Source organism: Pseudomonas sp. TNT2022 ID1044 (assembly GCF_028656895.1).
Taxonomy (GTDB): Bacteria; Pseudomonadota; Gammaproteobacteria; order Pseudomonadales; family Pseudomonadaceae; genus Aquipseudomonas; species Aquipseudomonas reinekei.
Genome location: NZ_JAMDHB010000007.1, coordinates 1 through 23,546 on the forward strand (window position 1 = coordinate 1; position 23,546 = coordinate 23,546).

Below are 23,546 nucleotides of genomic sequence, written 5' to 3' on the forward strand. Positions count from 1 at the left end.
CTGTCACATACCCAATTTGCTGAAGCGTCGAAAGACGAGTCGGCACACCGAATTTCTTGACGACCATAGAGCATTGGAACCACCTGATCCCATCCCGAACTCAGCAGTGAAACGATGCATCGCCGATGGTAGTGTGGGGTTTCCCCATGTGAGAGTAGGTCATCGTCAAGATTAAATTCCGAAACCCCAATTGCGAAAGCAGTTGGGGTTTTGTTTTGCGCGTAGAAAAAGTCGCAAGATCAAAAAAGGGACGGCCTGATGGGCCATCCCTTTTTTTGTGCTCGAGCGTTAATGAGGCTTCAAGGGAACGCCACCACTGGCCGATAACCTTAGGGTCAAGCGGTCTTCACTTCTCGCCGTTTCCATTCGTATTTGCAGTTCAAGAGAAAACGCTTGATAGGCCGTGGCTACTGGCTATCATCTGCGCGCCGTAAAGGGGGCAGTTGATCTTATTTGTGTATTTGTGTTTTTGGCTCTTCTTCTTAATCTGCCTGGAAATCTTCGATGCTGTCGTATCACCAAAAGAGTTTTCTGATCGTCGATGATTTCTCGGATTTCCGCAGTTCCGTCAGGTCCATGCTGCGGGAGTTGGGTGTCAAGGATGTGGACACGGCAGACACTGGCGAACAGGCGCTGAAAATGTGTTCGCAGAAGTCCTATGATTTCATCTTGCAGGATTTCCACTTGGGCGATGGCAAGAAGAATGGCCAGCAAGTGCTCGAAGACCTGATGATCGAAAAGCTGATCAGCCATGAAAGTGTGTTTGTCATGGTCACCGCCGAGACCAGCCAGGCCATGGTGCTGAGTGCTCTGGAGCACGAGCCCGACGCGTACCTGACCAAACCCTTCAACCGTTCCGGTCTGGCCCAGCGTCTCGAGCGGCTGGAGCAGCGAAAAACCTTGCTCAAGCCGATTCTTCAGGCGCTCGATCGAGGCAAACCGGTTGAAGTGCTCAACGCTTGCATCGCCCTGTGTAAGCAAGACATTCGTTACTCGCCGTTGTGCCTGCGTTACCGTGCCGACGCCCTGCGTGACCTCAATCAGAATGAGGCGCTGGAGCGCCTATACGACAGCATCATTGCCGATCGACCTTTGCCTTGGGCATTCGCCGGGCTTGGCAAGCTACTGTTCAAGCGCGGCCAGGTCGCTCAGGCCAAAGGTGTCTACGAAAAGGCATTGAAGGTGTTCCCGATGATGCCGGCGCTCTACGATGGCATGGCGGATGTACTGGTCGCGGAAGGGGATACCAAGGCCGCCCAGAAAGTATTGGAAGAGGCGATTCGCCTTTCGCCCTTGGCAGTGCGTCGGCAGGCACAGCTAGGCAAACTGGCAATGACCAACGAGGATTTTGATACCGCCTCCAAAGCCTATCGCCAGGCTGTTGCTCAAGGTGCGCAATCCCGTTTCAAGGATGCGGAGAGCAACCTCGGACTGGCCCATGCCTTGATCAGCAAAGGCAGCGAAAGAGGTCTGGATACCCGGAGCCGTCTGGAGATCAACACAACGCTGAGTGCCGTGGCCAAGGAGAATCCAACCGATCCGGGCCTGCAGATTCGCGCACGGTTGATGAAGGCCACCAGTTTGTTGCTCAACGATGCCGAAACCGCCGACAAGCTCACTGAGCAAGCGATGATGCGCCTCGACGGTATGGAGCAGTTCATGAGCGCTGAGGCGGCGCTGCTGGTCGCCAAGCAGTTGCAGATGCTTGGACAAGCCGATGCAGGCGCCTCGATGTTGAAAAACTGCGCGGAAATCTACGGGGATGATCCGGCGGTCATGAAGGGCATTGCCAAACTGACCGATGACCCGAGCATTCTCAATTCGGGTAACGATGCTGCTGAACTCAATCGTCAGGGCGTGCGGGTGTACAAGACCGGCAATCTGGTGGAGGCCCGACAGGTGTTCCGCAAAGCGCTGGCGCTGCAACCGAAGAACATCAGTATCGCGTTGAACCTGGCGCAGGCGCTGTTGCATGGCACTGATACAAATGTCGCGTCGGCTGAACTTGAAGAATGCCGCACCTGCCTGAAAATGGTTGGTTTGATGCCTGACTCCGATGCACGTTATCCGCGATACCAGAAGCTCAAAAGCAAGGCGTTTGGCGAATGAATGACGACTCGCAATCCCTAGATTTTTCTACGGTGATCGCGTCCACCGTGCACGATATGAAGAACTCGTTGGCCATGCTCATGCAGGCCCACAGTCAGTGGCTGACCGGGCTGCCAGAGCCGGCTCGGCATACGCCGGAGCAGGGTGTGATCGAATTCGAGTTTGCTCACCTCAACGGAATGCTCGTGCAGTTACTGGGCCTGTACAAGCTGGGCGTCAATCAGATGCCCTTGCAGCCCGCCTATCACGAACTGGACGACTTCATCGAGGCGCAGTTGGCGTGTCATCAGGATGTGTTCGTCAGTCGCGGTATCGCTGCGACGTTTGAAGTGGATCCGTTGAGTCCGTTGGGTTTCTTCGACCGTGAATTGATCGCGTCAGTGCTGGCCAACGCCATCAACAACGCCATTCGTTATGCGCGTCATGCTGTGTTGATCAGTGTCAGCGACGAGGCGGGCCAATTGGTGCTGACTATCAACGACGATGGTGACGGTTACCCAGGCGAGATGATCGAGCGTCAGGCTGATTACGTGCAGGGCATCAATCAAAGCAGTGGCAGCACTGGCCTTGGTTTGTATTTCGCCGGCCGGATTGCCGCTTTGCATCAGCGCAACGGTATCGGCGGGCGCACCGAAATCAGCAACGGCGGCCCGTTGGGTGGCGGCGTGTTCAGTATTTATCTGCCCTGATTGTTCTCGCGCGAAGCTTTTTGTTGGGCGCTGCTTGATATTCCGAACACGCGAAGCCTATTTTGTACGGGTCGCCGTTCGCGGCTCGTACGATAACAAGGATAGCGTCATGACAACCGATGGCCAGGGCTCACTCGCGCAGCGATTGACGGGCGTTGATGAGATTGAATGTGTTACGCCGGATTTGAATGGCGTGCCACGGGGCAAAGTGATGACCGCCGAGGGTTTCCTCGAAGGGCGGCGTTTGCAGTTGGCGCGGGGCGTACTGCTGCAATGCATCATGGGCGGATATCCGCCAGCACGTTTTTACGGCAGCGATGACGGCGATCTTGCTCTGGTGCCAGACCCGACGCAGATTCACCGTTTGCCCTGGAGCAGGCAGCCGCGCGGATTTGCCATCTGTGATGCGGATGAACTGACCGGCGAAAGCTCCAGCCTGTCGACTCGCGGCCAACTCAAGGCCATCATCGCACGCTACACCGCACTCGGCCTGGCGCCGGTGGTAGCGACTGAGCTCGAGTTTTTTGTCTTCGCCCCCAATCCTGATCCGACGCAACCTTTCCTGCCGCCAATTGGCCTGGATGGTCGCCGCGAAGACGGTCATTCGGCGTTCAGTGTCAGTTCCAATAGCGGCTTGCGGCCGTTTTTCAATGAAGTGTATGAGTGCATGGCGGCGCTGGGTTTGCCTCGCGATACGTTCATGCATGAGATGGGTGTCAGCCAGTTCGAGATCAACCTGCTGCACGGTGATCCGCTGTTGTTGGCCGACCAGACATTTCTGTTCAAGCACCTGCTCAAGGAAGTCGCGCTCAAGCATGGCCTGACCGTGGTGTGCATGGCCAAGCCGTTGGCGCACACGCCGGGCAGTTCGATGCACATTCACCAGAGCATCGTAGACATCGATACCGGGCGGAACGTGTTCAGTGATGATGCCGGGCAACCGACGGCAATCTTCCGGCATTTCATCGCTGGGCAGCAGGCCGGCATGGCGGATTTCACGGCGTTGTTTGCTCCGAACGTCAATTCGTACCAGCGCTTGTGTCATCCCTTCGCATCGCCGAACAATGCGTGCTGGTCCCATGACAACCGCTCGGCAGGTTTGCGTATTCCCGCCAGTGCGCCGGTCGCTCGCCGGGTTGAAAACCGCTTGCCAGGTGCCGACGCCAACCCCTATCTGGCGATTGCCGCGAGCCTTGCAGCGGGGTTGCATGGTATTGAGCGACGACTGGAGCCGAGCGAGCCGATCCAGGGGGAATTCGAGGTGCCGGATAATCTTTCGTTGCCGTGTACCTTGCACGCTGCTCTCGAACGTCTGAAGCGTAGTCACTTGGCGAAGGAACTGTTCGGCAAGGAGTTCATCGAAGGCTACATCGCTTCGAAGACCATGGAGCTGACCAGCTTTTATGATGAAATCACGCCCTGGGAACGACGTGTTCTAGCCGCTCAGGCCTGACGAAATATCGACACCGGGCTATCGTTTGGTAGCCCGTTACTCACTGCAAGGAGCCGCTCGGAACGCCGATGCGCCAAATCTGGAAATCCTTTCGAGCGCTTTATTTCGCCTCGCTGATGATGTTGATCGGCTCAGGCCTGTTGAGTACTTACCTGGCGTTGCGCCTGGCTGCCGATAATGTCGATAGCCTGTGGGTTGGTGCGCTGATGGCAGCCAACTATTTCGGCCTGGTGCTGGGCGGCAAGATCGGCCACCGGCTGATTGCCCGGGTCGGGCATATTCGAGCCTATTCCGCCTGCGCCGGGATCGTCGGTGCGGCGGTGCTGGGCCATGGTCTGGTCAACTGGCTGCCCGCGTGGCTGTTCCTGCGGGTGATCGTCGGCCTTGGCATGATGTGCCAGTACATGGTCATCGAAAGCTGGCTCAACGAGCAGGCCGAGGCCAAGCAGCGCGGTCTGGTGTTCAGCGGTTACATGATCGCTTCCTACCTGGGCTTGGTGCTGGGTCAGCTGATTCTGGTCATGCACCCGGGGCTCGGTCTTGAACTGCTGATGTTGGTCGCCTTGTGCTTCACTTTGTGCCTGGTGCCGGTGACCCTGACACGACGGATTCACCCTGCGCCTTTGCATCCTGCACCGATGGAGCCACGGTTCTTCATCAAGCGTGTGCCGCAGTCGCTAAGTACGGTGTTAGGGGCGGGCTTGATCGTTGGCTCCTTCTACGGTCTGGCGCCGCTGTATGCCTCGCAGCAAGGGTTGTCCACCGAGCAGGTGGGTCTGTTCATGGGTAGCTGCATTTTTGCCGGGTTGCTGGTGCAGTGGCCATTGGGCTGGCTATCCGATCGCTATGACCGGGCGCTATTGATTCGTTGTTTTGCGTTCAGCCTGGCGCTGGCCGCCATGCCGCTGGCGATCATGACGCAGGTGCCACTGGAGGTGTTGTTCATCGCCGGTTTCCTGTGTTCGCTGGTGCAGTTCTGCCTTTACCCGTTGGCGGTGGCGTTCTCCAACGACCACGTCGAGGGGGATCGCCGGGTCTCGCTGACGGCCATGTTACTGGTGACCTACGGCGTGGGTGCCAGCATCGGGCCGCTGGTGGCTGGTGTGCTGATGAAGTTGTTCGGCAGTCAGATGCTTTATGCGTTCTTCAGTTTCTTTGCGTTGGTGCTGGTGTGGCGCATTCGCCCGAAAGCGGTGACCAACTTGCATCAGGTGGACGATGCACCGCTGCATCACGTTGCGATGCCAGACAGTATGTCGAGCTCGCCACTGGTGGCTGCTCTCGATCCGCGGGTGGATGAGCAAGTGGTGCAGGATCAGATGCAGAACCCGGTTCCCCCTGAGCCGACGCCCGATCCTGAGTCCCCCTCTGATACTCCGCCAGAAGATCCGGATGCGGGGAGGGAGCAGAGCTTCACCGAAGCCAGGCCTTAACCTTCAGCCAAAAAAAACGGGCAGTCACCGCGAGGGACTGCCCGTTTTTATTGATACGTTGCTATCAGAAATCGTCTTTGTCGAAGCGGCGTGCTTCGCGCTGCAACTGATAGACGAATCGCTCGACCTGACGCTGCACCAGCCCGCTCATGTTATGGAAGCGAACACCGGCGAACGTCGTGGAGATTCTTTCTTCGAAGTGCAGGTAGCGCAGTTCGACCGGGGCCGTCATTTTGCCGAAGGGCAGGGCGGCCGAGAAGCGGTCATAGACCTGACCCAGTTGCAGGCTGCCGGTGATGTCGCCTTCAAAGCGTAACTTGCAGCCGGTAGCGGAAATGTCCAGCAGTTTGCCGCTGATAGGGGCCTTGAGTTTTTCGCCGTCCAGGTCGACGTTGACCAGTTGGGCCAGCTTCAACGCCGCGCGGAACGCATTGCGGCGCTGGTGGTAGACCACTTCATCGGGCAGCGTGCCGCGGTAGCAACGAGCGCCACCGGATTCGTCGATGGTCAACGGGCCATTGCTTTCCCAGGCGATGCGGACGCCCTCGTGAAAGCCTTCGACCTTGAACGGCTCGCCGGCCAGCAGAAAGCGCTCGCCGTCACGGGGGATCATTTCGTCCAGGGCAATCATGTTGCTTTCACGGTCGATGTCCACCAGATAGCTCTGGAAGCGCTGGGTGCGCTCATGGAACGTGATGATCAGCGGGTCATGACTTTCTTGCAGCTGGCGCAGGTTGCCGGAGATTTCCAGGGGCGTGCTGAGCACCTTGGGTGGCTGCGGAGCATCTTCCGCATTTAAGGCATTGGACACGGTTAATCAATCTCCAGACAAATTTTGACTACTACTGGCCATCATATTGCCAGCATGTTTCGCGTCTTGATAGAGCGCGCTCATCGATGGGCTCAAGCCTGACTGAGCGGACGCGGTTTCACAAGCTTGGAAAAGGTTCCACTGGCATCGTAGAGCGCTGGAGGTTCGCCGCCGGTAAGGATTTTCAGCTGGGTGGCCGTGGCGACCTGCTGAACCACGATCGACTGACCGTTGTTGGCATTGGCCGCTTGGCACTGGGACAGAAGGTCGGTGAGGACATCGCTTTGCGCCAGCAACGCTTCGCCAACGCTGGACTGGCTGGCGAGTTGCTCAAGTCCACTGCGGTTGGTGGGCAAATTGAGACTGGCAAGAATTTCGCTGCGCTTGCGGCCATGCTGTTCGAGCAAGATGATCAATGCCTGCTTCTGCGCCAGGATGCCTTCGAGCAGGTTCATGTCGCGACCATGCAAGGCAAGGGATTCGATGCGCAGTAGCTCCAGCAATTGTTGCGCCGGAGCAAAATCGTCGGTGATCAGTTGCAGTAAATTAGTGTCGTGCATGGCTGGCCTTGGGGTTTAAGCGTCCAAAAGCCTCGCGCTGGCCGTGGCCTAGCGCTGGGCTTCGAAGTTGAGCAGTTTGCTGGCTACACGGTTGCTGTCGACTTTATAGCTGCCATCGGCAATCGCTGCTTTCAACTCGGCCACACGGGCTTTGTCGACAGCTGGCTGATCGCGCAGCGTATCAGTGACCTTCTGCAACTGTTGAGCCTCATTGCTGAGATGTACCGATTCCCCGCTCGTGACGGTGCTGGCCTGTTCGGCCGGGGTATTCAGCGGCGCGGATTTGCCGGCATCGGCGGTTTCCTTGGCAACGCTGGTACGTGTACTGCCCGTGAGTGACGAGGAGCTGTTCAAACGGCTGAAATCGATGACCATGATAAAAAACCTCTGGGAATTTGGACGCTTGCCATGTTTTCGGCCATACCCGGAAAAACTTTAGGCTCATTTATCAATGAGCTTGCGCGCGCCAGCGCTTGCCCTGCACAGGGCACAGTTTAGGGAACAGCCTCGGTTAGCGCCACATCTGCACAAGCAGAGCGACCTACATGGGCACCTCGACCTGCCCCGGCGCGATGACTTGCGCCTTGATCACTCGATTTGAATTGAGATTCTTCACCCGGATTTGTTCGCTCAAGCCACCGTTGGCCAGTGCTTCGCCGGGCATTCGCACGCTGAGCGTACCACTGCGGGCGGTAATCACCACCTGATCGCCTTTGCGGATGACTTCCGCCTGTTCGATGTGCACCAGGCTGATGACCTGGTCGTTGACCATTGGTCGGGTCAATCGCTGCCCGATCGCCTGGTCCAAAGACGTCAGATAGCCCTGGCTGAGCAGGCTGACATCGCGCTCACGCAAGGTGACGTCCGCGGGTTCGACAATACCGGCACGGCGCAGGGGCCGGGTGGTGGTCACAACATCGCGAAACAGGCGAACTTGAGCGGGTACGAAGACGGTCCACGGGGATGTTCCCTCACAGCGGACCTTGACCGTTACCCGGCCCAACGGCTTGGCCGGACTCTCCAGAGTGGCTGTCAATTCCTTGTCGCACATTGGCATGCGCAGGCGTGGATCGAGCTGGTTGACCTGGATCTCGTAGCGACCTTCCGTTTGACTGGTAGCCAGATAGTCTTCTACGGTGAACTCAAGAAAGCCCTGAGTGACGCCGATAAGCATGTCAGGCAAGGTAACTGTGTCGGCAAGGGCAGGGCTGCCAGCGTTGAACAGGCAAGCAGCGGCGAGCACACCGAGCCATTGGCGGCAGGGGGTGATCAGGCGTCGGAAAAATGTCGGTTCTGTGTTCATAGAAAGATAAAAAGCAAGCGCCGTGCCGTTTAGAGATGAATGTGCGTCGCAACAACACTTAGCGTTGGTGTAGGAGTCTGGGCATGGCTGGTGTAATGGATTCGGTGAACCAGCGCACGCAACTGGTGGGGCAGAATCGCCTTGAGCTGTTGTTGTTCCGTCTCGACGGCCAGCAGCTGTATGGGATCAACGTGTTCAAGGTTCGGGAGGTGCTGCAATGCCCCCAACTGACGTTGATGCCCAAATCCAGTCCTGTCGTGTGCGGCGTGGCAAATATTCGGGGGGCGACCATTCCGATCCTGGATCTGGCAATGGCGACCGGCTCCGGTGCTTTGAAGGACAAGAACAATCCCTTCGTGATCATCACGGAGTACAACACCAAGACCCAGGGTTTCCTGGTGCGCTCGGTGGAGCGCATCGTCAACATGAACTGGGAGGAGATCCATCCGCCACCCAAGGGGACGGGACGCGATCACTACCTGACGGCAGTGACGCGGGTCGACAATCAGTTGGTGGAAATCATCGACGTCGAGAAGGTGCTGGCGGAAGTGGCGCCGACACCGGAAGCGATTTCGGCTGGCGTGGTGGATGTCGAAACCCAGCACAAGGCGCTTTCGTTGCGCGTGCTGACGGTCGACGATTCGTCGGTGGCGCGCAAGCAGGTGACGCGTTGCCTGCAGACGGTGGGTGTGGAAGTGGTGGCGTTGAACGACGGTCGGCAAGCGCTGGATTACCTGCGCAAACTGGTCGACGAGGGCAAGAAGCCGGAAGAAGAGTTCCTGATGATGATTTCCGACATCGAGATGCCGGAGATGGACGGGTACACGCTGACGGCCGAGATCCGCAACGACCCTCGCATGCAAAAGCTTCATATCATCCTGCATACTTCGTTGTCCGGTGTGTTCAATCAGGCGATGGTCAAGAAAGTCGGTGCCGATGACTTTCTGGCCAAATTCCGACCTGATGACCTGGCATCCCGGGTCGTTGACCGGATCAAAGCAGCAGATATCAGCTAGGGGCGTTTGGCCCCCGGCAGTCAACACGATTTAAGAGGCGGCAGCATTGTCTACGGGTAATTTGGATTTCGAACAGTTCCGGGTATTCCTGGAAAAAGCCTGTGGCATTTTGCTCGGTGAAAACAAGCAGTATCTGGTCTCGAGCCGTCTCAACAAACTGATGGAGCAGCAAGGCATCAAGTCCCTGGGTGAGCTGGTGCAGCGTATCCAGACGCAGCCGCGCAGTGGTTTGCGCGAGATGGTGGTGGACGCGATGACGACCAACGAAACCCTGTGGTTTCGTGACACCTATCCGTTTGAAGTCTTGAAGAACAAGGTGCTGCCCGAGGCGATCAAGGCCAGTCCCGGCCAGCGTCTGCGGATCTGGTCGGCGGCGTGTTCGTCGGGGCAGGAACCGTATTCGCTGTCGATGTCCATCGACGAGTTCGAGCGGGTCAATGCCGGGCAGTTGAGGATGGGCGTGCAGATTGTTGCCACCGACCTTTCCGGCACCATGTTGAACAACTGCAAGACCGGCGAGTACGACAGCCTGGCCATCGGCCGTGGTCTGTCACCGGAGCGCTTGCAGCGTTACTTCGACCCGAAAGGGCCGGGGCGCTGGGCGATCAAGGCGCCGATCAAGAGCCGGGTTGAATTTCGCTCCTTTAACCTGCTGGACAGCTACGCGAGCCTGGGCAAGTTCGACATCGTGTTTTGCCGCAACGTGCTGATCTACTTCTCTGCTGAAGTGAAGAAGGACATCCTGTTGCGCATTCACAGCACGTTGAAGCGCGGTGGTTATCTGTTCCTGGGTGCTTCCGAGGCGCTGAACGGATTGCCGGATCATTACCAGATGGTCCAGTGCAGCCCGGGGATCATTTACCAGGCGAAATGATTTGATGGCGGTAACGAAAACGGGAGTCCTCAAGGGGCTCCCGTTTTTTTATGCCTGATGATTTCCCGCCCACACCACTAAACCCTGTGGGAGCCTGCTCGCGAACGGTGGGTCGGGCAACGCAGGTGTCGACAGACAAGACGCCTTCGCGAGCAGGCTCGCTCCCACAAGGGGATCTGCGTTGCTCTTGAGAAAGCGGCAGAAAAGCGGCATTCAGCGGAAACCGGTTGCCGCTTTTCTGGCATTGCCGTCTTGCCACTGCCCGCAAAGCCCCGGTTTACGGGCTTTTTTGAATTGGCATGACGCTTGCTATGTTCATCGTACGAAAAATCAGGTCACCCGAAGGTTTCCCGACATGAGCATCAGCTTCGATAAAGCGCTCGGCATTCACGAAAAGGCTCTGGGCTTCCGCGCCCAGCGTGCCGAAGTCCTGGCCAACAACATCGCCAACGCCGACACCCCGAACTACAAGGCGCGGGATCTGGAGTTCTCGAAAGTGCTCGAGGCGCAGAACGACAAAGCCAGGAACGGCACGTTCGCCTTGAACATGACCAACAGCCGGCATATCGAAGCCGAAGGCCTGGGCAATGGCGACGAGTCGCTGATGTACCGCACGCCGATGCAACCTTCGATCGACCAGAACACCGTGGACGCCCAACTGGAACAGTCGAACTACGCGGAAAACTCCGTGAACTTCCAGGCCAGCTTCACCCTGCTCAACAGCAAATTCAAAGGGCTGGTGTCAGCCCTGCGCGGAGAGTAAGCCATGTCTCTATCCAGTGTTTTCAACATTGCCGGTAGCGGCATGAGTGCCCAGACCACTCGCTTGAACACCGTCGCGTCGAACATCGCCAACGCCGAGACCGTTTCGTCGAGCATCGACCAGACCTACCGCGCGCGTCACCCGGTGTTTGCCACCATGTTCCAGGGCGGCCAGAGCGGTGGCAGCGATTCGCTGTTCCAGAACCAGGATGCCGCCGGTCAAGGCGTGCAGGTGCTCGGCGTAGTCGAAGACCAGAGCAACCTTGACGCGCGCTACGAACCGAACCATCCGGCAGCCGATGCCAAGGGTTACGTCTACTACCCGAACGTCAACGTGGTGGAAGAGATGGCCGACATGATTTCCGCGAGCCGTTCTTTCCAGACTAACGCCGAAATGATGAACACCGCCAAAACCATGATGCAGAAAGTCCTGACCCTGGGTCAGTGATAAGGGGCGACTCAGATGAGTGTTAGCGATACCACCAGCGGTATGTCCCTCAACGACATCCTGGCCAACTCCTCGATCAAGACCAACAAGGACACTGATTCCCTGGCGTCGGCGGCCGGCAGCGCCACCGGTAAAAAGGCCCTGGGCAAAGACGCATTCCTGCAGTTGCTGGTGACGCAACTGAAAAACCAGAACCCGCTGGAGCCGCAAGGCAACGGCGAGTTCGTGGCGCAGCTGGCGCAGTTCAGCAGCCTTGAAGGCATCACCACACTCAACGATACGGTGAGCGGCATTGCCGGCGCCTTCGGTTCATCCCAGGCACTGCAGGCCTCGTCGCTGGTGGGCCGTTCGGTCATCGCGCCGGGTGACAAGGCTGTGGTCGACACCACCAAGGGAATGACCGGAGCGGTCGTACTGCCACAGTCGGTGGCTCAAGCCGAAGTGAAAATCACCGACAAGGACGGCAAAGTCATTCGCACCATCACCCTGGCCGACCAGAAAGCCGGCAATGCCAGCTTCACCTGGGATGGCAAGGACGAAGCAGGCAATGTGGCTCCGGCGGGTACTTACACCTTCGCGGCAACCACCACCATCGATGATCAGGCTGTTGCGCTGATCACCAACCTGCCGGCGACCGTCACCAGTGTGACGCTCAGCCAGACCGGTGGTGAATTGATGCTCAACCTCGCCGGGCTGGGCAGCATTGCCCTGTCCAAAGTGCAAACCATTGGTATATAGAGCCGACTAACCCGGCACAAAGGAGTGGAATATGTCTTTCAACATCGGCCTTAGCGGTCTCTATGCCGCCAACAAGCAACTGGACGTGACCGGCAACAACATCGCCAACGTCGCGACCGTTGGCTTCAAATCGTCCCGTGCGGAATTCGAAGATGTGTACTCGGCGACCCGGCTGGGCACCGGCAGCAAGACCACCGGCAGTGGCGTGCGTCTGGCCAACGTTTCCCAGCAGTTCACCCAGGGCGACATCAACAACACCGGCAACGTGCTGGACATGGGCATCAATGGCTCGGGTTTCTTCGTGCTCAACGACAACGGATCGTTGTCCTACACCCGTGCCGGTACCTTCAAGGTCGACAAGGAAGGCTACGTCACCAACACCGACGGTACCGCGCGTCTGCAAGGTTATGGCGTGGACGCCAATGGCAAGATCATCAATGGCGTGCTGACGGACCTGCGCATCGACACGTCCAACCTGGCACCGAAAACTACCACCAACGTTTCGTCGACGATCAACCTGGACTCCAAGTCCGATGTGATCGACCAAGTGGCCAACCCGTTCGACCCGAGCAAGCCGGGAACCGCTTTCACAAAGCAGTTCACTACCCAGATCTACGATACTCAGGGTAACAAGCACCAGATGGACCAATACATGGTCAAGACGGCGGCCAACACCTGGGATGTCTATACGTTGATCGATGGTCGCAACCCGGACGGCAGCGATCCGATGAACGCAGCTTCGCGTCCGGTCCCTTCGACCATGGCTTTTGACACAAGTGGCAAGCTGGTTTCGGTCACCACGCCGGGCACTCCGCCAGTCGTCAGCCCTGATCTGCAAATCACTGGCTGGATTCCGGGCAAAGTGACCAATGGCGTTTGGGCGCCCAACGGCGCAGCCGCCGACCCGGCGGGTGTGACTGTCGCCATGGGCAACACCACGCAGTTCAACGCTGACAGCGCTCGTTCCATTCCTGATCAAAACGGCTACGCCACCGGCCAGATCACCAACCTGACCATCGATGGCAGCGGTGTGATGCTGGCCAACTTCAGCAACTACCAGACCAAGCCGATCGGTCAACTGGCGCTGGCCAGCTTCACCAACGAACAAGGCCTGCAGCCAGTGGGCGGCACCAGCTGGAAGGAAACCTTCGCCTCGGGTCAGCCGGGCTACGACGCACCGCAAACCGGTTCCCTCGGTGAGATCCACTCCAACTCCCTGGAAGAATCCAACGTCAACGTCACCAACGAACTGGTCGACTTGATCAAGGCGCAGAGCAACTACCAGGCGAACGCCAAGACCATCTCCACCCAGAGCACCATCATGCAGACCATCATTCAGATGACCTGATGCTGGATTGCGCTTCATAAAAAGCCCCTCGGAAGAGGGGCTTTTTTGTAGCTGACAACATCACATTCTCCCGAACCTTGTAGGAGCCGGCTTGCTGGCGATCCAGGCGCCTCGGTTTTCCAGACAGACCGCGTCATCGTTCATCGCCAGCAAGCCGGCTCCTGAAAAAAGAAAACCCCCGACAATCCAGAGGACTAATCGGGGGTTTCAGGTCAGCGCCATGCGGCGCTTAACGGCTCAGCTTATTGGCAAGCTTCGCAATCCGGCTCGTCGATGGCGCAGGCCTTTGGCACTGGAGCAGGACCGGCAGGGGCTGCCAGGACCGAGTCGTCACCGTGGTTGCCGCCGCTGGAAACAGCGTTCAGCTTGCCGGTGTTGATGGTCGACTTCTCGGTGCTGGTCGCGGCCAGGGCACGGAGGTAGTAAGTGGTTTTCAGGCCACGGTACCAGGCCATGCGGTAGGTCACGTCCAGCTTCTTGCCCGAAGCGCCAGCGATGTACAGGTTCAGCGATTGAGCCTGGTCGATCCACTTCTGACGACGGCTGGCGGCGTCAACGATCCACTTGGTGTCCACTTCAAACGCGGTCGCGTAGAGCTCTTTGAGTTCTTGCGGGATGCGCTCGATCTGCTGCACCGAACCGTCGTAGTACTTCAGGTCGTTGATCATGACCGAGTCCCAGAGGCCGCGAGCCTTCAGGTCGCGAACCAGGTACGGGTTGATCACGGTGAATTCGCCCGACAGGTTCGATTTCACATACAGGTTCTGGTAGGTCGGTTCGATCGACTGCGATACGCCAGTGATGTTGGCGATGGTCGCGGTCGGTGCGATGGCCATGATGTTGGAGTTACGGATACCTTTCTGCACACGGGCGCGCACAGGTGCCCAGTCCAGGGTTTCCTTCAGGTCAACGTCGATGTACTTCTGGCCACGGGCTTCGATCAGGATCTGTTGCGAATCCAGTGGCAGGATGCCTTTGGACCACAGCGAACCCTGGAACGTCTCGTAGGCGCCACGCTCGTCAGCCAGGTCGCAGGACGCCTGGATCGCGAAGTAGCTGACCGCTTCCATGGACGTGTCGGCGAACTGCACGGCAGCATCGGAACCGTAAGGAATGTGCTGCAGGTACAGCGCATCCTGGAAGCCCATGATGCCCAGGCCGACCGGACGGTGCTTGAAGTTGGAGTTCTTCGCTTGCGGCACCGAGTAGTAGTTGATGTCGATCACGTTGTCGAGCATGCGCACGGCAGTGTTCACGGTGCGTTCCAGCTTGGCGGTGTCCAGCTTGCCGTTGACGATGTGGTTCGGCAGGTTGATCGAGCCCAGGTTGCAAACGGCGATCTCGTCCTTGTTGGTGTTCAAGGTGATCTCGGTGCACAGGTTCGAGCTGTGGACCACGCCAACGTGCTGCTGCGGGCTACGCAGGTTGCACGGGTCTTTGAAGGTCAGCCACGGGTGGCCGGTTTCAAACAGCATGGACAGCATTTTGCGCCACAGGTCTTTGGCCTGGATGGTCTTGAACAGCTTGACCTTGCCCGGGTACTCGGTCAGGGCTTCGTAGTACTCGTAACGCTCTTCGAACGCCTTGCCGGTCAGGTCGTGCAGGTCCGGTACTTCGGATGGCGAGAACAGGGTCCACTTGCCGTCATCGAAGACGCGCTTCATGAACAGGTCAGGGATCCAGTTGGCGGTGTTCATGTCGTGGGTACGACGGCGATCATCACCGGTGTTCTTGCGCAGCTCGATGAACTCTTCGATGTCCATGTGCCAGGTTTCCAGGTAGGCACAGACAGCGCCTTTGCGCTTGCCACCCTGGTTAACGGCGACGGCGGTGTCGTTCACCACTTTCAGGAACGGTACGACGCCCTGGGATTTGCCGTTGGTGCCCTTGATGTACGAACCCAGCGCACGAACCGGCGTCCAGTCGTTGCCCAGGCCGCCAGCGAATTTCGACAGCATGGCGTTGTCGTGGATCGCGTGGTAGATGCCCGACAGGTCATCCGGCACGGTGGTCAGGTAGCAGCTCGACAGCTGTGGACGCAGGGTACCGGCGTTGAACAGGGTCGGAGTCGACGACATGTAGTCGAAGGACGACAGCAGGTTGTAGAACTCGATCGCACGGTCTTCTTTGTGCTTCTCTTCGATCGCCAGGCCCATGGCCACGCGCATGAAGAAGATCTGCGGCAGTTCGAAACGCACGCCATCCTTGTGGATGAAGTAACGGTCGTACAGGGTTTGCAGGCCCAGGTAAGTGAACTGCTGGTCACGCTCGTGGTTGATCGCCTTGCCGAGTTTTTCCAGGTCGAAGGAGGCCAGGACCGGGTTCAGCAATTCGAATTCGATACCCTTGGCGATGTAGGCCGGCAGGGCCTTGGCGTACAGGTCGACCATTTCGTGGTGGGTAGCGCTTTCGGCCACACCGAGGAAGCCCAGGCCTTCGGCACGCAGGGTGTCCATCAGCAGGCGGGCGGTCACGAACGAGTAGTTCGGCTCACGCTCGACCAGGGTACGGGCGGTCATCACCAGGGCGGTGTTGACGTCGGTCAGGGCCACGCCGTCGTACAGGTTTTTCAGGGTTTCGCGCTGGATCAGGTCGCCGTCGACTTCTTCCAGGCCTTCGCACGCTTCAGTGACGATGGTGTTCAGACGACCCATGTCCAGCGGTGCAAAAGTGCCGTCGGCGCGGGTGATGCGGATCGACGGGTGAGCGTTGACGGCTTCTTCGGCCGGCGCATGGGCCGCGCGTTCTTTGGAGCGACCGTCACGGTAGATCACGTAGTCACGAGCGACTTTCTGCTCGCCGGCGCGCATCAGGGCCAGTTCGACCTGGTCCTGGATTTCTTCGATGTGGATGGTGCCGCCCGATGGCATGCGACGCTTGAAGGTGGCGGTGACCTGTTCGGTCAGGCGGGCCACGGTATCGTGGATTCGCGACGAAGCGGCAGCGGTACCGCCTTCAACTGCGAGAAACGCTTTGGTGATGGCGACGGTGATCTTGTCATCGGTATAAGGAACGACAGTGCCGTTACGCTTGATCACGCGCAGTTGGCCAGGCGCGGTGGCGGACAGATCCTGATTCGAATCGGTAGCCTGCGGCAAGGTGCCCTGCGGGTTCTCGCGAGTTGTGTCGGTTTGCATGGGGGGTTGTCTCCACATTCTCTATGTTTGTTTGGGCACCATCACAGTGCCCACCGTTCCGTCCTGAAGCACTACAACCGGCAAGGGCCGGGCATACCAACTTCGGGACAGATCAGGAAGGGGGCTATTGGGCGCCGCTTCCATGCCGAAGTCTTTGGTCTTGCGCCTTGGGCGCAAGACCGGGGTCCTTTGAGGTGACAGTTCAGGACTGCAACACCCGTACCGTTTTCACCCCTTCGGGCCGAAATACAGTAGCCATCCGCATGCGCGGTTTGGTCTTTCGAAAATACGCTTGAATCAACCGGACAGAGGCAAGAAAAGCGCTTGAAATTGGTGTCCGGTTTGTGTTTGGTTTTTTGCGCTAAACCCTACATCTAGGGTTTTTTTGGCGCTGGGGTACAAGATAATGCGTTTTGGGGGGCGATTGCAACGTACTACCTGTGGATAAACCTGTGCGTAAATTGTGTGTGAAAGAGCGAACCGGCGTGTAGGCCGCGATGCTGCTGGACCGGACCTTTTTTCTCCAGTTTTCAATGATTGAAAACGGCCGGCCGGATTTTTAAGGGCGCGAACCCTATCACAAAAAAACGCCACGTCCGAACGCATTTACCGGCTTGTGTTCTGTGCGGGCGACGTTCTATACAATCGGTTAGCGTGTATGCAATCTATCCCCCGAATCATTACAAAAAGACGGGCGGATCCTTCCTTATCAGCGTCATTGGCAAGCAGAGGTCACCCGTGGAGCAAGAAGCCTGGCAGGTATTGATTGTGGAGGACGACCAGCGTCTGGCCGAGCTGACCCGCGATTACCTGGAAGCCAATGGCCTGCGTGTGTCGATCGAGGGCAATGGTGCCCTGGCGGCGGCGCGCATCATCAAGGAACAGCCGGACCTGGTGATCCTCGACCTGATGCTGCCCGGTGAAGACGGCCTGAGCATTTGCCGCAAGGTCCGTGACCGCTATGACGGCCCGATCCTGATGCTCACCGCGCGCAGCGACGACACCGACCAGATCCTCGGCCTCGACCTGGGCGCCGACGATTACGTATGCAAGCCGGTGCGTCCGCGCTTGCTGCTGGCGCGGATCCAGGCGTTGCTGCGACGCAGTGAAACCCCTGAGCCGGTCCCGGAAAAACAACGGCGTCTGCAGTTCGGCCCGCTGGTGGTCGACAACGCCTTGCGCGAAGCCTGGCTGAACGACAATGGCATCGAACTGACCAGCGCCGAGTTTGACTTGCTCTGGCTGCTGGTGGCCAACGCCGGGCGCATTCTGTCCCGGGAAGAAATCTTTACCGCGCTGCGCGGCATCGGCTACGACGGCCAGGACCGCTCCATCGACGTGCGCATCTCGCGCATCCGTCCGAAGATCGGCGACGACCCGGATCATCCACGGCTGATCAAGACCGTGCGCAGCAAAGGCTATTTGTTCGTTCCCGAGGCCTGCGTAGACCAAACCCTGTGAATTCGATCTTCCTGCGTATTTATGGCGGCATGTGCGCCGCGCTGATTCTGGTAGCGGTGCTTGGCGTGCTGGCGTTGCAAATGCTCAACCAGGTGCGCAGCGAGCAGTACCGCGAACGTCTGGCCCACGGCACGTTTTCGTTGATGGCCGACAACCTGCAACCGATGAACCAGACCGAGCGCCACCGGGCATTGCTGGTGTGGGAGCGCTTGCTGGGGATTCCGCTGGCGCTGAAAACCTTCAGCGAAACCGAACTCGACTTGCGTCAACGCACCCGCGTGCTGCACGGCGAGGCGCTGGTGGAGCAAACCGGACCGCATGCGGCGAAGGTTTACCGCCTGGTCAGCGACAAGGAACAACTGATCCTTACCGGGGAAGTGCAGCAGATCAGCGAGCAACTGGCCCGGGCGACAATTTACCTGTTGGCCGACGAACTGGTGCGCTACCCGGTGGGCGAGCAGCCGGTGCGTTTGGCGCAGTTGAAGCAGGACAAGGGCTTTGGTTTCGACTTGCGCCTGGTCACGGTCGAAGACGCCGACATGGACGAAGACCAGAGCCGTCGCGTGTCCGAAGGTGACACGGTGATGGCGCTGGGCAAGGGCGGCGATTCGATCCGGGTGTTCGCCGGGATGGTCGGCACGCCGTGGGTGCTGGAAATCGGTCCGTTGTACCAGATGAATCCCTATCCACCGGAATGGCTGGTGCTGATTGCCGCGCTGGGCCTGACCCTGATCGGTTTGATCGTCTACCTGCTGGTGCGTCAACTTGAGCGGCGCTTGCGCGGTCTGGAAGCCGCGGCCACGCGCATTGCCAAGGGCAGCCTGGAAACCCGCGTACCGGCGCGCGGCGCGGACTCGGTCGGGCGACTGGCTTCGGCCTTTAATGGCATGGCCGAGCACTTGCAACAACTGCTGGCGATCCAGCGTGAACTGGTGCGCGCGGTGTCCCATGAACTGCGTACACCGGTGGCGCGCCTGCGGTTTGGCTTGGAGATGATCGGCTCGGCCACGACGCCGCAAGCCCTGGAAAAGTACTGCGAAGGCATGGACCACGACATCGAGGACCTTGATCGCCTGGTGGATGAAATGCTGACGTATGCGCGACTGGAGCAGGGGTCGCCGGCGCTGAATTTTCAGCGCATCGATCTGGATGCTTTGGTCAATCAGGTGATCGAGGAGCTGGCGCCGTTGCGCGCCGATGTCACGGTGCAACGCGGGTTGTGCCTGTCGGCGGCCGATAACGACGACGCCTGGGTCGAGGCCGAACCGCGTTACCTGCATCGGGCGATCCAGAATCTGGTGAGCAACGCCATGCGCCATGCGCAATCACGGGTGACCATCAGTTATCAGGTGGGGCAGCAGCGTTGCCGGGTGGATGTCGAAGATGACGGGCCGGGCGTCCCGGAAATCGCCTGGGAGAAAATCTTCACCCCATTCCTGCGCCTCGACGACAGCCGCACCCGGGCCTCGGGCGGGCATGGCCTGGGCTTGTCGATTGTGCGACGGATTATCCATTGGCATGACGGACGGGCGTTGATCGGCAAGAGCAAAAGCCTGGGTGGGGCTTGTTTCAGTTTGAGTTGGCCGAGAAATCAGGAGCGGCGTTGAGAGGTGTGGGGAATGGCAGGAGCCGGCTTGCTGGCGACGGCGGCCTCAGGCCCTGATACTGACCAGACTCAACAACTGTCCATCCTGCACTCCGAACTGCGCCTCCAGCTCCGTACCGTTGCGCCACTCGCTGGACAAATCCGTCAGCAACCGCAATCGCACCGCACCGGCGTCGGTCCATTCCAGCACTTCGGCGTGTTCAAAATAAAAGCGCTTCTGAACGATCGGGTAGAGCGCCTTGAACAGGCTTTCCTTCACCGAAAAGGTCAGGGTCACCCGCAACGCCAATTGATCGCGTCGGCCGGCGGCCATGCGCTGCAACTCGGGCGCGGTGAGGATTTCCCCGGCCAGGCGTTCGGCGCGTTCGGTGTTGAGCAGGTTTTCCAGGTCCATGCCCAACCCGCGCCAATGGCTTTTTTTCGCGACGATGGCCGCTGCCCGACCGGTGCTGTGGGTGATCGAACCGGTGATGTGCGCCGGCCAGACGGGCGCCCGGTCCTCGCCGATGGCCGGGCTGAAGCCCAAACCTTCGAGTTGCTGCAGGGCGGCACGGGCGCAGATTCGCCCGGCGAGAAACTCTGCCTGCCGCTTGGCGACGGAGCGCTGGATGCTCGCTGGCGCCTCGATGGCGCTGCGCTGGAAGTCATCGCCGAGCAGTTGCGCAGGATCGAAGTGGGTACTGAGCAGCACCGTATCTGGCAGCGCAATCGGTAGCGGCCAATGGGCATCGAGGGGGGTGCAGCAGGCGGGCATGGCAGGGACGGAATTCATGGCGGACATTTTGCCGGGTTGAGCTGCGGCTGGGTAGTGCAAAAGGGCTTTTGTGGCGAGGGGGCTTGATGGCGGCTTGGCCGGGGCTGCTCAGGGCCAGCAAGAGAACAACGAGAAACATGCGCAGGGGCGAATCTCCTGTTGAAACGTGCCGAAACAGTCAGGTCGAGTGGGTTCAGCTCAGGTTCAGAGAGCGTTCAGGGGGAGTTCAGGGCGGGGGCCGTAACCTTGCGCCATACCCGAAAAGCAAGATAGCGCATGAGGTAACTCCGCAATGACTACTTTCAAAAAACTGCTGTTGGCTTTCACTGTGATGGGCGCCAGCGTCGCTGCCCACGCGGCCGATGAAAATTTTGCCAGCCTTACTTTTGGACAGACCAGCGACAAGGTTAAAAAGTCCAACGCGCTGGACTCCAACCTCAACCACCCGAATGCCGATGGTGTGATCGGCAAGGACAACACCTGGGGCGTGCGTCTGGGGCAGCAAAACAGTCAGGGCCGTTACTACGCCACCTACGACAACGTGTCTGGCTCGCACAATGGGATTAAACTGCGTCAGGAAAACCTGCTGGGCAGCTACGATCTGTTCTATCCGGTGGGCGGCAGCACCAAGTTGTTCGGGGGCGCCACGGCCGGTTTGACCAAGCTGACCCAGGACTCGCCCGGCTACAGCCGCGACAGCGATATCGGTTACGCCATCGGCGGGCAACTGGGCGTCCTGCAACAGGTTTCGCAAAACGCCTCGGTTGAATTGGGTTACCGCTACCTGCGCAGCAATGCCAGCACCGAAATGAGTGTGAACGGTGGTAATAAACAGGGCTCGCTGGATTTGACCAGCAGCGCGCAGACTTACCTGTCGGCCAACTACGCGTTCTAAAGCGGTTCGCCTTAGTAGTCTGGAGGAGCCTTGCAGGCTAATTCCCACAGACTACTAAGGTCTGGAGATTCTGATTTACCCGGGAGAGCGTTATGAAACTGCTGGTTGTCGAAGATGAAGCGCTGTTGCGCCATCACCTGCAAACCCGCCTGACGGAAAGCGGCCACGTGGTCGAGTCGGTGGCCAATGCCGAAGAAGCCTTGTATCAAACCGGGCAGTTCAATTTTGATCTGGCGGTGATCGACCTCGGCCTGCCGGGCATGGGCGGGCTTGATCTGATTCGCCAGTTGCGTTCGGGTGGCAAGACGTTCCCGATCCTGATCCTCACCGCCCGGGGCAACTGGCAGGACAAGGTCGAAGGCCTGGCCGCCGGGGCCGACGACTATGTGGTCAAGCCGTTTCAGTTCGAAGAACTCGACGCCAGGCTCAATGCCTTGCTGCGCCGTTCCAGCGGTTTTACCCAGTCGACCATTGTTGCCGGCCCGTTGCTGCTTGATCTCAATCGCAAGCAGGCGTCCCTCGACGAGCAACCGCTGGCGCTGACAGCCTACGAGTACCGCATCCTCGAATACCTGATGCGTCATCATCAGCAAGTGGTGGCCAAGGACCGGTTGATGGAGCAGCTCTACCCGGATGACGACGAGCGCGATCCGAATGTGATCGAAGTGCTGGTCGGCCGTCTGCGCCGCAAACTCGAAGGCCCGGCAGGCTTCAAGCCGATCGACACCGTGCGCGGTCTCGGCTACCTGTTCAATGAGCGCTGCACTTGATTCGTTCTCTTCGCGTTCGCTTGATGCTCGCCGCCACACTGCTGGCGGTGTTGTTCATGCTGGCGTTGCTGCCGGCCATGCAAGGCGCGTTCAGTCTCGCCTTGCAGGACTCCATCGAGCAGCGCCTGGCGTCCGACGTGACGACGCTGATTTCTGCCGCCCGGGTTGAGAACAACAGCTTGCAGATGCCGGCGCAATTGCCCGACGAGCGCTTCAATCTTACCGACAGCCGTTTGCTCGGCTACATCTTCGACCGCGAAGGACGTCTGGTCTGGCGGTCGAAGGCCACTCAGGAAGAACACATCAACTACAAGCCGCGCTACGACGGGCGCGGCAACGAGTTCGCGAGAATCAGCGAGGCCAACGGCGCGGAATTCTTCGTCTATGACGTCGAGGTCAAACTGCTGGGGGGCAAGAGTGCGGCGTTCAGCATTGTTGCCCTGCAACCGGTGCGCGAATACGAAGTCACCCTCGAAGGCCTGCGGGAAAACCTCTACCTGGGCTTCGGCGCGGCGTTGCTGGTGCTGTTGGCGTTACTGTGGTTCGGCCTGACCTGGGGTTTGCAAGCCTTGCGTAGGTTGAGTCAGGAACTGGACCAGATTGAAGGCGGCACTCGCGAAAGCCTCAGCGAAGAGCATCCCCGGGAACTGTTACGACTGACCGGCTCGCTCAACCGTTTGCTGCACAGCGAGCGCGAACAGCGCAGTCGCTATCGGGATTCCCTGGATGATCTGGCACACAGCCTGAAAACGCCGCTGGCGGTGTTGCAAGGCGTCAGTGAAGACATGGCGCAACGCCCGGAAGATCGCGATCAGGCGTGGGTGCTGCAAACCCAGATCGAACGCATGAGCCAGCAGATCAGCTACCAGCTGCAGCGCGCCAGCCTGCGCAAAAGCGGTCTCGTACGGCATCAGGTGCGCCTGCGGCCGGTGCTGCAAAGCCTGTGCGACACGCTGGACAAGGTTTACCGCGACAAACGTGTGCGGGTCGCCTTCGATCTGCCGCAAGAATGCTTCGTGCCGATCGAGCAGGGGGCCTTGCTGGAAATGCTCGGTAACTTGCTGGAGAACGCCTATCGCCTGTGCCTGGGCGAAGTGCGCATCAGCGTGCGGGAATCTCTCATCGGTATGGAGTTGTGCGTCGAAGACGACGGCCCCGGCGTGCCGATGGACCAGCGGGCGCGGATTCTCGAACGCGGCGAGCGACTGGATCGACAACATCCGGGGCAGGGCATCGGCCTGGCGGTGGTCAAGGACATCATCGAAAGCTACAACGCCAAATTGACCCTGGGCGATTCACCCATGGGCGGCGCGGCGTTCCGGATTCATTTTCCGGTGGTTTGACCGGCAGATCGTTACTGCACTTGCTTGCCCGCGATG

21 protein-coding genes and 1 rRNA gene are annotated in these 23,546 nt (G+C 59.0%); 16 read left to right on the forward strand and 6 right to left on the reverse strand.

Annotated features, from left to right (window positions below):
- The first annotated feature begins 55 nt into the window (after nucleotides 1–55).
- The 5 genes from rrf to M5G20_RS10340 all read left to right on the forward strand — a co-directional run bounded on the left by rrf (nucleotide 56) and on the right by M5G20_RS10340 (nucleotide 5,684).
- Nucleotides 56–171 (forward strand): 5S ribosomal RNA (gene rrf / locus M5G20_RS10320).
- 333 nt (nucleotides 172–504) lie between these two features.
- Entirely contained in the window at nucleotides 505–2,109 is a 1,605-nt protein-coding gene (locus M5G20_RS10325; RefSeq protein WP_273919055.1) for a tetratricopeptide repeat-containing response regulator, read from the forward strand.
- Nucleotides 2,106–2,798: a sensor histidine kinase gene (locus M5G20_RS10330; protein WP_150735017.1), complete on the forward strand. Its 693-nt coding sequence runs from the start codon at nucleotides 2,106–2,108 to the stop codon at nucleotides 2,796–2,798. The genes M5G20_RS10325 and M5G20_RS10330 overlap by 4 nt, the downstream gene beginning before the upstream one ends.
- Before the next feature lie 211 nt (nucleotides 2,799–3,009).
- Nucleotides 3,010–4,251, forward strand: coding sequence for a glutamine synthetase family protein (locus tag M5G20_RS10335; protein WP_273919266.1), 1,242 nt, complete (start codon nucleotides 3,010–3,012; stop codon nucleotides 4,249–4,251).
- Between the two features lie 68 nt (nucleotides 4,252–4,319).
- On the forward strand, nucleotides 4,320–5,684 hold the full coding sequence (locus M5G20_RS10340) for an MFS transporter (protein WP_273919056.1): 1,365 nt from the start codon (nucleotides 4,320–4,322) through the stop codon (nucleotides 5,682–5,684).
- A 64-nt stretch (nucleotides 5,685–5,748) separates the two neighbouring features.
- Here the strand turns inward: M5G20_RS10340 and M5G20_RS10345 are convergent, their stop codons facing one another.
- The 4 genes from M5G20_RS10345 to flgA all read right to left on the reverse strand — a co-directional run bounded on the left by M5G20_RS10345 (nucleotide 5,749) and on the right by flgA (nucleotide 8,358).
- Entirely contained in the window at nucleotides 5,749–6,495 is a 747-nt protein-coding gene (locus tag M5G20_RS10345) for a flagellar brake protein (RefSeq protein ID WP_273919057.1), read from the reverse strand.
- Between the two features lie 92 nt (nucleotides 6,496–6,587).
- Complete coding sequence (locus M5G20_RS10350) at nucleotides 6,588–7,055, reverse strand: flagella synthesis protein FlgN (protein ID WP_273919058.1); 468 nt, start codon at nucleotides 7,053–7,055, stop codon at nucleotides 6,588–6,590.
- Nucleotides 7,056–7,103: 48 nt separating this feature from the next.
- Nucleotides 7,104–7,430 (reverse strand): flagellar biosynthesis anti-sigma factor FlgM, encoded by a 327-nt coding sequence (gene flgM / locus M5G20_RS10355; protein WP_056853155.1) that lies wholly within the window; start codon nucleotides 7,428–7,430, stop codon nucleotides 7,104–7,106.
- Between the two features lie 166 nt (nucleotides 7,431–7,596).
- Nucleotides 7,597–8,358 carry a flagellar basal body P-ring formation chaperone FlgA gene (flgA, locus tag M5G20_RS10360; RefSeq protein WP_273919059.1) on the reverse strand — a complete coding sequence of 254 codons (762 nt, stop codon included), beginning with the start codon at nucleotides 8,356–8,358 and terminating at the stop codon, nucleotides 7,597–7,599.
- 83 nt (nucleotides 8,359–8,441) lie between these two features.
- Here flgA and M5G20_RS10365 point away from each other — a divergent pair, with 83 nt between their 5' ends.
- The 6 genes from M5G20_RS10365 to flgE all read left to right on the forward strand — a co-directional run bounded on the left by M5G20_RS10365 (nucleotide 8,442) and on the right by flgE (nucleotide 13,544).
- Entirely contained in the window at nucleotides 8,442–9,374 is a 933-nt protein-coding gene (locus M5G20_RS10365; protein WP_075948861.1) for a chemotaxis protein CheV, read from the forward strand.
- A 46-nt stretch (nucleotides 9,375–9,420) separates the two neighbouring features.
- Nucleotides 9,421–10,248: a protein-glutamate O-methyltransferase CheR gene (cheR, locus tag M5G20_RS10370; RefSeq protein ID WP_273919060.1), complete on the forward strand. Its 828-nt coding sequence runs from the start codon at nucleotides 9,421–9,423 to the stop codon at nucleotides 10,246–10,248.
- Between the two features lie 355 nt (nucleotides 10,249–10,603).
- Entirely contained in the window at nucleotides 10,604–11,011 is a 408-nt protein-coding gene (gene flgB, locus M5G20_RS10375; protein ID WP_075948859.1) for a flagellar basal body rod protein FlgB, read from the forward strand.
- Nucleotides 11,012–11,014: 3 nt separating this feature from the next.
- On the forward strand, nucleotides 11,015–11,458 hold the full coding sequence (gene flgC / locus M5G20_RS10380) for a flagellar basal body rod protein FlgC (RefSeq protein ID WP_010457154.1): 444 nt from the start codon (nucleotides 11,015–11,017) through the stop codon (nucleotides 11,456–11,458).
- 15 nt (nucleotides 11,459–11,473) lie between these two features.
- A complete protein-coding gene (gene flgD, locus M5G20_RS10385; protein WP_273919061.1) occupies nucleotides 11,474–12,196 on the forward strand; it encodes a flagellar hook assembly protein FlgD in 723 nt (240 codons plus the stop codon).
- A gap of 31 nt (nucleotides 12,197–12,227) precedes the next feature.
- A complete protein-coding gene (flgE, locus tag M5G20_RS10390; RefSeq protein ID WP_273919062.1) occupies nucleotides 12,228–13,544 on the forward strand; it encodes a flagellar hook protein FlgE in 1,317 nt (438 codons plus the stop codon).
- 242 nt (nucleotides 13,545–13,786) lie between these two features.
- On the opposite strand, the gene M5G20_RS10395 is transcribed toward flgE, so the two are convergent.
- Complete coding sequence (locus M5G20_RS10395) at nucleotides 13,787–16,681, reverse strand: ribonucleoside-diphosphate reductase subunit alpha (RefSeq protein WP_150735010.1); 2,895 nt, start codon at nucleotides 16,679–16,681, stop codon at nucleotides 13,787–13,789.
- 738 nt (nucleotides 16,682–17,419) lie between these two features.
- Between M5G20_RS10395 and M5G20_RS10400 the strand changes: the two genes are divergently transcribed.
- Both M5G20_RS10400 and M5G20_RS10405 read left to right on the forward strand, forming a co-directional pair.
- On the forward strand, nucleotides 17,420–18,142 hold the full coding sequence (locus M5G20_RS10400) for a response regulator (protein WP_273919063.1): 723 nt from the start codon (nucleotides 17,420–17,422) through the stop codon (nucleotides 18,140–18,142).
- A complete protein-coding gene (locus M5G20_RS10405) occupies nucleotides 18,139–19,749 on the forward strand; it encodes an ATP-binding protein (RefSeq protein ID WP_273919064.1) in 1,611 nt (536 codons plus the stop codon). The genes M5G20_RS10400 and M5G20_RS10405 overlap by 4 nt, the downstream gene beginning before the upstream one ends.
- A gap of 45 nt (nucleotides 19,750–19,794) precedes the next feature.
- Here M5G20_RS10405 and M5G20_RS10410 read toward each other — a convergent pair whose 3' ends face one another.
- Entirely contained in the window at nucleotides 19,795–20,520 is a 726-nt protein-coding gene (locus tag M5G20_RS10410; protein ID WP_273919065.1) for a 4'-phosphopantetheinyl transferase family protein, read from the reverse strand.
- Between the two features lie 274 nt (nucleotides 20,521–20,794).
- Here M5G20_RS10410 and M5G20_RS10415 point away from each other — a divergent pair, with 274 nt between their 5' ends.
- The 3 genes from M5G20_RS10415 (at nucleotide 20,795) to M5G20_RS10425 (ending at nucleotide 23,510) form a co-directional block, all read left to right on the forward strand.
- A complete protein-coding gene (locus M5G20_RS10415; RefSeq protein WP_273919066.1) occupies nucleotides 20,795–21,397 on the forward strand; it encodes a hypothetical protein in 603 nt (200 codons plus the stop codon).
- 92 nt (nucleotides 21,398–21,489) lie between these two features.
- Nucleotides 21,490–22,167 carry a response regulator gene (locus M5G20_RS10420; RefSeq protein ID WP_150704900.1) on the forward strand — a complete coding sequence of 226 codons (678 nt, stop codon included), beginning with the start codon at nucleotides 21,490–21,492 and terminating at the stop codon, nucleotides 22,165–22,167.
- Nucleotides 22,164–23,510, forward strand: a complete 1,347-nt coding sequence (locus tag M5G20_RS10425) for an ATP-binding protein (RefSeq protein ID WP_273919067.1) — start codon at nucleotides 22,164–22,166, stop codon at nucleotides 23,508–23,510. Before M5G20_RS10420 ends, M5G20_RS10425 begins: the two co-directional genes overlap by 4 nt.
- Nucleotides 23,511–23,546 lie beyond the last annotated feature (36 nt).